At 48.3% G+C, this 12,795-nt stretch carries 12 protein-coding genes and 1 riboswitch; of the genes, 7 read left to right on the top strand and 5 right to left on the bottom strand.

Annotated features, from left to right (window positions below):
- Window positions 1-380: 380 nt before the first annotated feature.
- Window positions 381-893, bottom strand: coding sequence for a DUF2798 domain-containing protein (locus tag CXK86_RS27270; RefSeq protein WP_306821957.1), 513 nt, complete (start codon window positions 891-893; stop codon window positions 381-383).
- A gap of 174 nt (window positions 894-1,067) precedes the next feature.
- Here CXK86_RS27270 and CXK86_RS27265 point away from each other — a divergent pair, with 174 nt between their 5' ends.
- From CXK86_RS27265 to CXK86_RS27235, 7 genes are all read left to right on the top strand, one after another.
- Window positions 1,068-1,454 carry a VOC family protein gene (locus CXK86_RS27265; RefSeq protein ID WP_076319528.1) on the top strand — a complete coding sequence of 129 codons (387 nt, stop codon included), beginning with the start codon at window positions 1,068-1,070 and terminating at the stop codon, window positions 1,452-1,454.
- Window positions 1,455-1,471: 17 nt separating this feature from the next.
- Window positions 1,472-2,227 carry an NAD-dependent epimerase/dehydratase family protein gene (locus CXK86_RS27260; protein WP_101314882.1) on the top strand — a complete coding sequence of 252 codons (756 nt, stop codon included), beginning with the start codon at window positions 1,472-1,474 and terminating at the stop codon, window positions 2,225-2,227.
- Between the two features lie 143 nt (window positions 2,228-2,370).
- A riboswitch (TPP riboswitch) is annotated at window positions 2,371-2,483 on the top strand.
- 221 nt (window positions 2,484-2,704) lie between these two features.
- Window positions 2,705-3,745, top strand: a complete 1,041-nt coding sequence (locus CXK86_RS27255; protein ID WP_101314881.1) for an ABC transporter substrate-binding protein — start codon at window positions 2,705-2,707, stop codon at window positions 3,743-3,745.
- A gap of 254 nt (window positions 3,746-3,999) precedes the next feature.
- On the top strand, window positions 4,000-4,290 hold the full coding sequence (locus CXK86_RS27250) for a thiamine-binding protein (protein WP_101314880.1): 291 nt from the start codon (window positions 4,000-4,002) through the stop codon (window positions 4,288-4,290).
- The gene (locus tag CXK86_RS27245) at window positions 4,290-5,048 is read left to right on the top strand and encodes an ABC transporter permease (protein ID WP_101314879.1); all 759 of its coding nucleotides are present in this window, start codon (window positions 4,290-4,292) and stop codon (window positions 5,046-5,048) included. The genes CXK86_RS27250 and CXK86_RS27245 overlap by 1 nt, the downstream gene beginning before the upstream one ends.
- Window positions 5,049-5,085: 37 nt before the next feature.
- On the top strand, window positions 5,086-5,991 hold the full coding sequence (locus tag CXK86_RS27240) for an ABC transporter ATP-binding protein (RefSeq protein ID WP_101314878.1): 906 nt from the start codon (window positions 5,086-5,088) through the stop codon (window positions 5,989-5,991).
- 85 nt (window positions 5,992-6,076) lie between these two features.
- The gene (locus CXK86_RS27235) at window positions 6,077-6,907 is read left to right on the top strand and encodes a TatD family hydrolase (protein WP_076319534.1); all 831 of its coding nucleotides are present in this window, start codon (window positions 6,077-6,079) and stop codon (window positions 6,905-6,907) included.
- 321 nt (window positions 6,908-7,228) lie between these two features.
- Here the strand turns inward: CXK86_RS27235 and nfsA are convergent, their stop codons facing one another.
- The 4 genes from nfsA to CXK86_RS27215 all read right to left on the bottom strand — a co-directional run bounded on the left by nfsA (window position 7,229) and on the right by CXK86_RS27215 (window position 12,720).
- On the bottom strand, window positions 7,229-7,972 hold the full coding sequence (nfsA, locus tag CXK86_RS27230; protein ID WP_101314877.1) for an oxygen-insensitive NADPH nitroreductase: 744 nt from the start codon (window positions 7,970-7,972) through the stop codon (window positions 7,229-7,231).
- Window positions 7,965-8,564 carry a TetR family transcriptional regulator gene (locus CXK86_RS27225; RefSeq protein ID WP_101314876.1) on the bottom strand — a complete coding sequence of 200 codons (600 nt, stop codon included), beginning with the start codon at window positions 8,562-8,564 and terminating at the stop codon, window positions 7,965-7,967. Before CXK86_RS27225 ends, nfsA begins: the two co-directional genes overlap by 8 nt.
- A 155-nt stretch (window positions 8,565-8,719) precedes the next feature.
- Entirely contained in the window at window positions 8,720-9,880 is a 1,161-nt protein-coding gene (locus tag CXK86_RS27220) for a YhgE/Pip domain-containing protein (protein ID WP_101314875.1), read from the bottom strand.
- A 353-nt stretch (window positions 9,881-10,233) separates the two neighbouring features.
- Window positions 10,234-12,720 (bottom strand): heavy metal translocating P-type ATPase, encoded by a 2,487-nt coding sequence (locus tag CXK86_RS27215; RefSeq protein ID WP_101314887.1) that lies wholly within the window; start codon window positions 12,718-12,720, stop codon window positions 10,234-10,236.
- Window positions 12,721-12,795: the final 75 nt, after the last annotated feature.

Below are 12,795 nucleotides of genomic sequence, written 5' to 3'. Positions count from 1 at the left end.
TGAATTTGACCGTTTGTTTTTTGAATTCTTCGTTATATCGTTGCCGCTGTTCTCCCATGTGGACACCTCCGTTAGTCTTATTATCCTTCCGTCCGTTAACGGGTGTCCACTTTTTATTCTAGCTCCACTAGAGACGTTATTATAGATAATTAGCTTCAATAAAATGCCTCGTTGGAGGTTTTTTGCATAATAACACCGCTGAGATTCGTTAGATTTTTCATTCTCTAAAAACTGGCCTAATAAGATGTTCTCGATTCGTTAGCGCTGTAATCGTGGTGGAAAGTATCCTATCTTTGCCTCAGATCACCTTTCATTAAAGGTGAGAATAATATCTATTCATTTGCACAAGATTGCCCAGGAAATACTTATGGTCAACCAAATCACACACTTTTATTAACGACAGGCAATACAGGCCCGTTATCCTTGATGAATTTACCGAATACATATCGGACGAGTGGTCCCAGAACGATCAACTGATATGGAAGCGCCAGGCTGAAGTTACGAGCGATTGTATGGAGATACGTACGGATTACGGATGACCCCCCATTTAATTGATCAGCGAGATATGCCGAGATCATTCCATACATGGACATGATCAGAACCATGCCAATCACCATGAAAAATGAAATGACGAGCACACCCAAAATCTTGTTGGACTTGTCAAAGGGCAAGGCGAATGCAATCTTTCTCGCCACAGGGCCAACAATGAAAGACTCCATCAGAAACGCGATGACAAAACATAATACGAATTGAAGCAGTATTTCAAGCGGGGACATCTTGCCAAGTAACCCACTGTGCCATAGATTGAAGAATATCATGACCAAGACCATTCCTGTACACATCATTAATCCGAAAATAATCTGTTCCTTCTTGCTGGTTGGCAATTCTCTCATCCTCTCTGTTTACCTTCGTAATTATAGAGATGAGGAAACCCTCCACATAAGTGAACATTCTGTGAACAATTATGATTTTTCCAATTTAAAATTGGATTTGACAACCATGTAGTACAGCTCTATGCTATCCCTTAAAATGGTAGAAACATTCACTACATAAGGAGGTTTTTGATTGTGAGTTTTCAAAAGCGCATTGACCACGTCGGCATTGCCGTTCGTGATCTGGAGACCACGCTGCGTTTCTACACGGAGATCGTTGGTCTTGAATTGAAAGACCGGGTGACCCATACCAACGGTATCATTCAGCTCGCCTTCCTTGGCTTCAATGGAAGTAATGAGACTGAGATTGAGTTAATTCAAGGATACAGCGACAAGCTGCCTTCTGAAGGTACGGTGCACCATTTTGCGATCCACGTGGATGATCTTGATTCTGAGTACAAACGCATTCAATCCACCGAAGCCGAATTTATCGACGGAGAGATTATCACACTGCCTAACGGTTACCGCTATTTCTTCATCTATGGACCTGAAAAGGAATGGATTGAGTTCTTCCAGCGCTAAGAAATGGAGCTGATTTCATGAACATTTTAATTACCGGCGCAGCCGGAAAAATTGGACGTGACTTGTCCCAATACTTGTCAGATACATTTCACCTGCGACTAACGGATTTGAATATCTACAGACTGCATACGTATCAAGGGACAGGCCATGAGATCATGACACTGGATGTGACAGACCCCGAAGCCTGTCAGCATGCTTGCGAAGGCATGGATGTGGTTGTACATCTGGCGGGAGATCCTTCCCCGCATGCCGGATTTTATGAATCGTTGTTGGACATCAATATCAAAGGCACATTTAATGTATTCCGTGCAGCCAAAGACCAAGGTGTACGAAGAGTCATTCTGGCAAGCAGTGCACAGACGATTGAGGGGTATCCCATTGATGCTCAGGTCTATCCGGACATGCCGACACGCCCACGGAATTTGTACGGGGTTAGCAAATGTTTTGGAGAATCGCTCGCTTCCTATTTTGCGTATACCGAAGGTTTACAAAGTGTAGCAATACGTATAGGTGCATATGATGATTTTCAACCGGACGGACCCGTGCTGGAGGCAAGGGATATGAGCGCGTATATTAGTCCGGCTGACTTGTGTGATTTGATGTTCAAAGCAATTACAACTACCGATCTGGAACCCTTCACCATACTGCATGGGATCTCGAATAATCGGTTTAAACGATTAAATCTGGAAACCACTCAGAAACAGGTAGGTTATGACCCAAAATCCGATGCTTTTGCACTCAGTCAGATTGCCTTATATGATTCCCCACGATAATTATTGAAAATAACACATCCAAACAGGCTGTTATACATATGTATAACGGCCTGTTTATAACTTATACGTGTCCCTATCCAGTTCATGACTGGACAGGTCCTACCCTCTGGCCTATAATTACACCTAGTAATGCCCGTAACTTCATAGTTTCCCAGGGGAGTCGGAATTGGCCGGCTGAGAGTGTATCCCACCAAGATACTAACCCTTAGACCTGATCTGGATCATGCCAGCGTAGGAATCGGAGTATATCGAAATGGCACAGCCCTATGGCTGAACGCCACCTCTCTAACGCCTGCACGCGTCCCGGAATACGGGACGCTTTTTTAATGTTCTTTTATATAGCCAGAGAGCTAAAAAAAGTGACGTTATCCAGATCTCAACTGGTATAAATCTGTCGATTTATGCAAGATGATTGGATATGAAGCCAAGGAGTACCCCGTGCCAATCGGCCGGACATACCGAAGGAGAGAACCACAGATGAAATGGCGTAAAACGATGGGATTGTTGCTCTTATGCGTGCTTATGGTGACTGTAGCCGCATGTGGTGGCAAAGAAGCTGCCCCAGCTGGGCAGAACGGCAACACAAATACGGAAAGCAGCAACGAAGGTGACACTGCCGCCCTGAAAGATATTAAAGTGGTGCTCGACTGGACACCAAATACGAATCATACAGGCCTGTATGCAGCTGTAGATCAAGGTTTTTATAAAGCCGAAGGCTTGAACGTGGAGATTGTACAACCAGGTGCCGGTGGCGCAGATACAATGGTTGCCTCAAATGAAGTACCGTTTGGCGTAAGTTATCAGGAGAGTGTAACTCAAGCCCGCACACAGGGTGTTCCACTCGTCTCCATCGCAGCAGTTATTCAGCATAATACATCCGGGTTCGCTGCTCCGGCGGATCGGAATATCAAGTCACCGAAAGATTTTGAAGGTAAAACCTATGGCGGTTGGGGTTCCCCAGTCGAAGAAGCCGTGATGCAATCCATTATGGAAGGCGACGGAGCCGATGTATCCAAAGTGAAAAACATTAATATGGGTGACGCCGACTTTTTCACCGCAGTAAAACGGGACATTGATTTTGCATGGATTTTCTACGCCTGGACGGGGATTGAAGCCGAACTGCGCGGGGAACCGATCGACATGTTATATGTGAAGGATTATTCAGATGCACTGGATTATTACACGCCTGTCCTCGTAACAAACGAGCAAACGATCCAAAACGACCCTGAGTTGGTGAAAGCATTCCTGAAAGCCACCTCCGAAGGGTATCAATACGCAATTGATCATCCCGAAAACGCAGCCAACATTCTGATCAAGGCCGTACCGGATCTGGATAAGGAATTGGTGCTGGCAAGCCAGAAGTGGCTTAGTCCCAAGTACACAGATGACGCCCCGCGCTGGGGAGAACAAAAACAGGAAGTCTGGCAGAACTACACCGACTGGATGTTTAGCAAAAAACTGCTTGATGAACAGATCGATGTGAGCAAGGCATATACAAACGCGTTTTTACCCCAATAAAAATTGCTTAAGTTTAACTTTTTTACACAAGAACGAAGAGTGCAGAACCCATCTGAAGAAGCGAAGCGCTCACCTAAAAGCTTTCTGAAAGAAAGCTGCATCGGAAGCATACGCTATCCCCGGATTTCCTCCATTGGAATTCATTAAAGAAATCCGGGGATAACAGTGATCGGAAGAGGGTACTGCAATCGGAGTGATAAGTGTAAACCTGGTTCAATTCATGCAATTTATCACGAAAGGAGCCGTGATCTCTCATGGCAAGCACACTACTTAGTATTCAGGTTATCCCGAAAACGCCAAATGGCGAGAACTCTTATCCTTATGTAGATCGCGCCATTGAAGTTATTCAGCAATCCGGCCTGAAATATCAGGTGAACGCGCTCGACACCACGATGGAGGGGGAACTGGAGGAACTGCTGGAAGTTGTACGTAAGATGCACGAGGTACTTGTGGAGACTGGCAGCCCAAGCATCATCTCCCAGATCAAAATCGCCCATAGCCCTGCTGGCTTCAGCATGGATACCCTGACGGAGAAATACCGCTAATGCCTGCCTATTTTAAAAGTGTATGGCCGCCCTTTGTGGCGGTTATTCTCTTTATAGCGATATGGCAGGGAGCCGTCTCCCTCTTCCATATTGAGAAATGGATGCTGCCTGCACCGTCCGATATCGCCCGCGAAGCGGCAACCCAGGCCGAACGGCTTGGCATGCACGCTTCCGCAACCATTCAGTTAACGCTGATTGGATTCGCCGCTGGAACAGCGGTTGGATTACTGATTGCGATGGTACTGCATTTGGTCCCTTTTCTCAAGTCAGCCCTGTATCCTTTACTTATTCTTAGTCAAAATATTCCGACCATCGCGCTCGCGCCGCTCCTGTTAATCTGGTTCGGATTCGGGCTACTGCCCAAGCTGATTACGATCATTCTGGTCTGCTTCTTCCCCGTTGCAGTGGCGGCCATGGATGGCTTGACCCGTACTGACGCGGCGATGATGAACTATATGCGCATGGCTGGTGCGAAACGTCATCAGATCTTCTGGAAGCTGGAGCTCCCCCATGCGCTGCCATCCGTGTTCTCCGGTGTCAAAATCGCCGCTACCTATAGCGTGATGGGCGCCATCATCGCCGAATGGATTGGTGCAGACAAGGGTATTGGTTATTATATGATGTTGCAAAAGTCGGCTTATCGTACGGACCGTCTATTCGTGGCGATCATGATTATTGTCGCGCTCAGCTTGCTGCTCTTCCTGTTCATTGCCCTGCTGGAGAAGCTGCTCGTGCGCTGGCGGCCACAAAAGCGGTAGTAAAGAAGTAATCTGTATATTAGGAAGTGATGACCATATGAATCTGCAACAGGATGAACAAGTCCAGCCTGGACGAGGAGCAAGTGTAATGGAGCCAACGCACGGTGAAAAGTTTAACTCGGCTACGCCTGATCGACCTGCCAACACGACTCCTGCTCCGGTTCCACCTGCACTGGATGTTGTTAATGTTCATGCATCATTCCGTGAACGGCGCAACAAGCTACCGGTTCTGAACGGCCTGTCCCTGACTGTGGAGCAAGGCGAGTTTGTTGCTATCGTTGGACCTTCTGGCTGTGGCAAAAGCACCCTGTTCCATATCATCGGTGGTCTGCTGAAGCCACAGGAAGGCCAAGTGCTTATGAACGGTCAGAATGTAACGGGACAGCGTGGCAAGATTAGTTATATGCCGCAACAACCCGCTCTTTTCCCTTGGCGTACCATTGAAGACAATGTACTGCTTGCTGGTGAAGTAGCTTCAAGTGCTCCCCCTCGGGCCGAAGCACTTGAGGAAGCTCGTAAGTGGTTAAGCAGCGTGGGTCTTGCCGGGTTTGAGCAGGCCTATCCTCATATGCTGTCGGGCGGAATGCAGCAGCGTGCTGCTTTTCTGCGCGCCCTGCTCAGTCCGCAGGAGCTGATGCTACTGGACGAACCCTTCAGCGCACTGGATGCACTGACACGTAGCGACATGCAGCGCTGGCTACTTGATATCTGGGAACAGAACCGCCGCTCGGTGCTGTTCATCACCCATAATATCGAAGAAGCATTACTGCTAGCGGATCGGGTCTATGTATTATCCAACCGACCTGCAACAGTGTTGCACGAGGTACATGTTCCTTTTGATCGCCCAAGACGAGAAGAAATTACGGAGGAATCCGCTTTTCTGGAGCGTAAACGGCAGATTGCTCAGTGGATGAGAGAAGAACAGCAGAAAGCCCGCCTATAATAATAGCGCGGGTTTTTTAAGTTATTATTTTCCTTTATTGGGTGATCCACCATAAGAAATTCTGCGTAACATAGTTAGAATATAAATGACCACAAGGAGGAATTCCCGCGTGCATTCTCAAGCTTTTGCACCATTAATTGATGCTCATATTCACTTCGATCAGTATACCTCTGACAAACAACGCGAGATGCTGTTATCTTTCCCGTCTCAACAAGTCGAGGCAGTCATCGCCGTGTCCATGAATCTCGCTTCTGCCCAGGCCAACCTGGAGCTTGCAAAGCAACATCCACGCAACATCTATCCGGCCTTCGGTTTCCATCCGGAACAGGAACTACCATCCGTTGCAGAAATGGACCTGTTCTTCCAATGGATCGAGAAGCATATGGGACAAGCCACAGCCATAGGAGAAGTTGGCCTTCCCTATTACAATCGTCAGGAAGCGGAGCAGGCAGGGCAGCACTTCGATCAGAGCGGGTATATCAAGCTGCTTGAACGTTTCATCCAACTTGCCAAAAAGCACAACAAACCACTTGTCCTTCATGCGGTATACGATGATGCCGATATCGTCTGTGATCTGCTGGAGCAATATCAGTTCCGACGTGCTCATTTCCACTGGTTCAAAGGTTCTTGCCAAACCGTAAGGCGCATGGCGGACAACGGTTATTTCATTTCCTTCACGCCGGATATTCGGTATGAAGAAGAGATTCGCGAACTCGCCCGGCAATATCCATCGGAACAAGTGATGGCCGAGACCGACGGACCTTGGCCCTTCGAAGGACCATTTCAGGGACGAATGACACACCCGGCCATGACCAGACAGGTCATCCAGGCATGGAGTGAGATCACTGGCATGGGAACCGAGCGGGCCGCCCGGCTCTTTTATCAGAACACAAAGCGTTTCTACGGCTTAACTTGAGTACAATCAGGTAACAGCAAGTACACTCGCATGCCCTGCCAGCACAGCACAAAGAAGCCAGTCGGCTTCGCCACCGACTGACTTCTAATTTACTATATATATCAGTTGAACTAACCATTTACACAAGAACGTAGAGGACAGAAATAACCTGAGGAAGCAACGCGTTCCCCTAAAAGCTTTCTGAAAGAAAGCTACTTCGGAAGCATACGCTGTAACCAGATTTTCACCCTCACAAAAATGGGATCAAAAAATCTAGGGATAACAGCGATCGGAAGGTTGTTCTGTCATCGAAGTGGCAAGTGTAACTACCTTCAGTTCAACTTAGCGCTTCAAGAATCCTTTGCCTTCCAGGAACGGTCTCACTTGCAACCTTGTCGGCTCAGTCAGGCGCTTCGCCATCAGTTCGGACCATGGAGTCGTTCGTTCACCGTTAGTTCGTGCTTTCATGTACGCTGTCGTTGTCTCATCATACTGCTCAACACCTTTGATGCTCTGCTCGGCATTATAACGATTACGATGCAGAACTGCATCCAGTGGCAGACGCGGGCGAATTCCCGTTTCCTGATCTGCAACACCAATACACATGCCATACACCGGAAATACCCCTTCCGGTAATCCCAATAACTCGGCTACTTCCTCAATCCGGGTACGAAGCCCGCCTATATATACAATTCCGAACCCTAGTGACTCCGCTGCAAGAGCGGCGTTCTGGGAAGCAAGTGCAGCATCAATCGTGGCTACCATGAAATTCTCGGTTGAATCGGCATACGATTCCTTTTCAGGAAGATGACGTTTCGCAGCATCACTCAGCCGATACAGATCAGCACACCATACGAGAAACACCGGACATTCATTGACATAGGCCTGGTTGCCTGCCAATTCAGCCAGCTTGGCTTTTTGCTCTAAGTCAGTCACAGCAATTACGGTATAGGCTTGCACACTACTTGAAGAGGAAGCCATCTGCCCTGCAGATACAATGGCTGCAAGCTGCTCATCACTTACCGGGTCTGGCTTGAATTTGCGTACAGAGCGGTGTTTCATCATCAAATCAATGGTTTCATTCATGCTGGTTCACTCCCAATCCTCGTAGTACGAACTCAATTGTCTGCTCAGCAAGCTCGTCTGTATTCATATCCTGATAATCAAAGCCAAATCGTGAATTCTTGGCCCGTTTGTGCGCCAAAGCCACACCCATAACCTGAAGCATCGCATAAGATACGGACTCGACCTGGAACAATCCCTGGTCTTTTCCTTCTTGCAGCAGGTCCCTCACTCGGGTCCATACAGGGTCTAGAAAACGAAATACGGTAGCTGTACGATGTGTCCGCAGTGTAATTTCAAGCTGCACAATATCGCTCATCTCCCGATCCGTCATCGTGAACTTCACAACTTCACCAATAATTCGTCGGATACCTTCCACAGGCGAGGACATGGACTCTTCAGCCAGCGCGTTCATCATATGCCCAGGGAAGAAATGCTCAAATAACGCTTCGAACACCTTTTCCTTGCCGCCAAAATGATAAGACACCAGCGACACATTGGCACCTGCCTCATCACATATTTGACGAACACTCGTCCCGTCATACCCCTGCTGTGCAAAAAGCTTCTTGGCTGCAAGCAATATCCTCGTTTTGATATCCAACTCCGGTTCCGTCATTCCGTCCCGCTCCCTCTTGTCCGTTCATCTCATTCGCTCCAGCTCAAGGACTGCAGCCAGCGAATCATCTGTCTATTATATTACACCAAGCACCCCGATGAAAATCATCGGGGTGCTTGTCCTATCCTATAAAGCAATGGTATACATCTGCTGTATTAGTTGTTTGCTTGAGCAGGGCTTGGAGCCATAGCTGGCATACGTTGTTTTTTCAACAACGTCACGACCAGTGACAACGCAACGGCAACCAACAGTACAATCACGATAGAGCCCGCAGCAGACTGAACTCCTGGGCCTCCCAACTGTACGCTCAGAATACCCTGAACGGCGTATGTTGCAGGCAGGTACTGCCCAATGCCGCTATAGAAGCTGTTCAGTAATTCACGCGGTACCATTGCACCGGAGGATACCAGTTGCAAGGACAGTGAGATGATGTTGAACAGACTTCCCGCTGGTCCGAAGCAGATCAGGAAGAACTGGGAGAAGAACATGAACGTGCACAGGAAGAGCGCCTGGAACAACCAGAATGCAACGAATCCTTGTGCAATCTGTCCTCCCAGTGCCACGATCAGTGATGATCCCAGCAAGGAAACAACCAATGCGGAACCCACATTAATGACTACTCTCGCGCCAAACAAAGTCAATCGGGAATAAGTGGATGACAGCATACCCATGGCTGTCTGGAGATTCATCCCCATGATCATGGCACCTACATAGGAAGCCAGTACCATCATCATTGGCACCATCTGATTATTCATCCCGTTAACCGGGTTGATGGACGTTGTCGTTCCTTCCACTCGGGTAGTCAGGTTTGTAGCGGCTTCAGCAGCCTGATCGGCAGGTGCACCTGAAGCGGTCAATACCGTCTGTACCCCTTGTGCTGTAGCTTGTTTGTTAATCGTGTTTGTCACACTTTGTGATACACTTTGCATCATGCTTTTGATCGTAACCGGGTTCGCTTCATTAATGGTGTATTTAATCTCGGCGGTTGAGCCAGCCGTCTGAAGCAATTCGTTAAACCCAGCCGGGATATCCAGCACCATGTGTACTTGGTGATGATTCAGCTGATCCAAAGCTTCAGCCGCACTCAGATTGGATACGGTATGGAAAGGCAGTGTTCCAGCGAGCGAATCTGCAATTCCTTTGGACATTTCGCCGTCCTCGTTCACAATCGCAACCGTCAATTCTTTCGCACGGTCATTTACTCCAGAATATGCGGTCATCCAGATCACGCTAAAGATCACTTGGAACATAAGTGCTGTTACGATCCCTACAATCACTGGCGGTTTTTTAAACAATGTACGTAAAGCCTGTAACATAAAAGGTGTCCTCCATTACTCAAATAGTTCTAATTTGATTTAAACAGTTGTTTGAATCAAACGATCGTTTAAATTTTATGTGAATATGTCCATATTGTCAACTCATTTTTTGAAAAATTCAGAAAATATAAGCTATATTCATGAATACAATTGATCCATTTTCACAAAAGAACATTATGCTTTCCTTTCTCCGTAGAAAAGAACATCTAATACCAACGATTCAGGCTTATTTTCTGGCGACTCAACTGTATTTTTCTCAACAAAAAACACGGTCCGCCGCAGCGAACCGCGTATTTATTCATCCTCACTTCATTGACAATGCTGCGTTGAATATATCTCCAAACAAAGGTCGGTCAGTCATTTCTCTTCAGCTTCATGCGTTGTAGACGCAGCGAATTCAGGACAACCGACACGGAACTGAACGCCATCGCCGCCCCTGCCAGCCATGGAGCCAAGAAGCCAACTGCCGCAATGGGAATACCAATAACGTTATATCCGAGTGCCCAGAACAGGTTTTGTTTGATGTTACCCATCGTGCGCCGGCTCATCTCAATGGCATCTGCAATGCTGTTCAGATCACCACGCATCAACGTAATATCCGCCGCTTCCATCGCTACATCCGTTCCTGTTCCGATGGCCATCCCAATATCAGCAGTAGCAAGTGCCGGAGCATCATTAATGCCATCACCTACCATGGCAACTTTCAGACCACTCTCCTGAAGTTTCTTCACTTCCGCAGCCTTGCCTTCCGGCAGAACCTCAGCCAGAACTTTACCGATCCCTGCCTGTTCAGCTACAGCGCGAGCTGTTCGCTCATTGTCTCCCGTGATCATGATGACATCGATCCCCATCGCCTGAAGACGACCAATGGCTTCACGGGAAGTATCCTTGATGGTGTCAGCCACAGCTACGATCCCTGCCCACTGACCATCCACCGCGACCAGCATCGCTGTACGCCCTTGTTCCTCCAGACGGTTCATCTGTTGAACGGTTTCTTCAGAGACATTCACCTGTGCATCCGCAAGTAAACGACGCGTGCCGACCAGAATTTCCTGCCCTTTTAATGAGGCTCGCACGCCATATCCCGGTATGTTCTCGAACTTCTCTGTTGGGGTCAGCTCCAGACCCTTGCCACGAATACCTGCAACAATCGCCTCTGCCAGCGGATGCTCGGAACTCTGTTCGGCCGCTCCTACACGCTCAAGCAGATCAGATTCCGTCCAATTCGGAGCCGTGACAACATCGGTAAGGACCGGTTTACCTTGGGTTACTGTACCTGTTTTGTCGAGCACCACGGTCTGAATCTGTTGTGCCGACTCCAGATGTTCGCCGCCCTTGAACAGAATGCCATATTCAGCCGCACGTCCTGATCCAGCCATGACAGAAGTCGGCGTTGCCAGCCCTAGTGCACATGGACAAGCAATGACGAGCACGGCAATCGCTTTTTCAAGGGAACCGGCGAAGTCACCCGGACTTGCAAACAGATACCAGATCAGGAATGTCAGCGCAGCTATGCCGACAACAATCGGAACAAAAATGCCTGAAATGACATCTGCGATCCGCTGGATCGGTGCTTTGGAGCCCTGAGCTTGCTCGACTACTTTAATAATCTGGGACAAAGCCGTGTCCGAGCCCACTCGGGTCGCACGCAGTCGTAATACCCCGTTTTTGTTCAGCGTAGCACCTGTAACGGGATCTCCTGGCTTTTTATCCACGGGAAGGCTCTCTCCACTAAGCATGGATTCATCTACTGAGGATTGCCCTTCTTCAACGATACCATCCACCGGGATGCTATCACCCGGCTTCACCAGGATCAGATCGCCAACCGCAACATATGCGGCAGGAACCATCACTTCCTGTCCATCACGGATGACACGGGCTTCACGTGGAGCCAGTTCAATCAGGCTTTTGATCGCCTGTGAAGAGCGACCTTTCGCCACAGCTTCGAACCATTTCCCCAGTAAAATTAACGTAATCAGAATTGCACTTGTCTCATAATAGAGTTCTACCGAAGGCATGGCGGCTGTGCTCGTTCCCATTGCCCCATGATCCATGGTTGTAGAAGGTAAGTACCCACTGGATAACGTCAGATAGAGACTGTAGAAAAACGCTGCGCTGGTACCCAGTGCGACGAGAACGTCCATATTCGCACTACGGTTGCGTAGTGCTTTGTACGCTCCCACATAGAATTGCCATCCAATCACGAACTGTACTGGCGTTGCCAGCAGCAGCTGGAACCAAGGGTTCATGAAAAGATCGGGGACATAGATTCCGGATGTGAACGAGAAATGCCCGACCATTGCCCACAGCAACGGAATCGATAACAAAGCAGATATCATCCATTTCCACTTTTTGCGTTGCAGCTCACGTTCACGAACCGATGTGGTCTCTTCTTGCGTCAGTTGCAGTTCAGCACCGTAGCCCATCTGCTTGATCTTGGCGGTAATATCCGAAGGTTTCAATGCGCCAGCGGCATATTCGATATGCCCTGTTTCCAGCGCCAGATTCACATTCGCCTGAGATACCCCCGGTAGTCGGGAAAGACCTTTTTCAATCCGGGCAGAACAAGCAGCACACGTCATACCTGTGATGTTCAGATCAACCGATTCTGACACCGTACCGTAGCCCAATGCTTCCACCTTATCTCGCAACGCATTCACGTTGGTTGTCTTTGGATCATAAGAAACGGTTGCCTGTTCGATGGCCAGATTCACATTGGCCTGCTGAACCCCTTCCATGCGGGACAATCCCTTCTCCACTCGTGTCGAACATGCAGCACAGGTCATCCCCGTGATGTGCAGTGTTGTCTTTAGTCCTGGTGCGTCTGCCCTAGGTGGCATTGGTTCGGATGATCTATCCATTGGTTTATTCGTTGAGTTATCCATCATGTCAGCTCCTTTCATGTCGATTCAATT

Source organism: Paenibacillus sp. BGI2013 (genome assembly GCF_002843485.1).
Taxonomy (GTDB): Bacteria; Bacillota; Bacilli; order Paenibacillales; family Paenibacillaceae; genus Paenibacillus; species Paenibacillus amylolyticus.
Note: the sequence above shows the minus strand (reverse complement) of the source record. Positions and strands in the feature narration are given on the sequence as shown.

Excerpts from the sequence above, each read along its gene's own strand:
- CXK86_RS27250 (WP_101314880.1), top strand. The coding sequence starts at position 4,000 with ATGGCAAGCACACTACTTAGTATTCAGGTTATCCCGAAAACGCCAAAT.
- CXK86_RS27240 (WP_101314878.1), top strand. The coding sequence starts at position 5,086 with ATGAATCTGCAACAGGATGAACAAGTCCAGCCTGGACGAGGAGCAAGT.
- CXK86_RS27220 (WP_101314875.1), bottom strand. The coding sequence starts at position 9,880 with ATGTTACAGGCTTTACGTACATTGTTTAAAAAACCGCCAGTGATTGTA.
- CXK86_RS27260 (WP_101314882.1), top strand. The coding sequence starts at position 1,472 with ATGAACATTTTAATTACCGGCGCAGCCGGAAAAATTGGACGTGACTTG.
- CXK86_RS27235 (WP_076319534.1), top strand. The coding sequence starts at position 6,077 with ATGACCACAAGGAGGAATTCCCGCGTGCATTCTCAAGCTTTTGCACCA.
- CXK86_RS27245 (WP_101314879.1), top strand. The coding sequence starts at position 4,290 with ATGCCTGCCTATTTTAAAAGTGTATGGCCGCCCTTTGTGGCGGTTATT.
- nfsA (WP_101314877.1), bottom strand. The coding sequence starts at position 7,972 with ATGAATGAAACCATTGATTTGATGATGAAACACCGCTCTGTACGCAAA.
- CXK86_RS27225 (WP_101314876.1), bottom strand. The coding sequence starts at position 8,564 with ATGACGGAACCGGAGTTGGATATCAAAACGAGGATATTGCTTGCAGCC.
- CXK86_RS27270 (WP_306821957.1), bottom strand. The coding sequence starts at position 893 with ATGAGAGAATTGCCAACCAGCAAGAAGGAACAGATTATTTTCGGATTA.
- CXK86_RS27255 (WP_101314881.1), top strand. The coding sequence starts at position 2,705 with ATGAAATGGCGTAAAACGATGGGATTGTTGCTCTTATGCGTGCTTATG.
- CXK86_RS27215 (WP_101314887.1), bottom strand. The coding sequence starts at position 12,720 with ATGCCACCTAGGGCAGACGCACCAGGACTAAAGACAACACTGCACATC.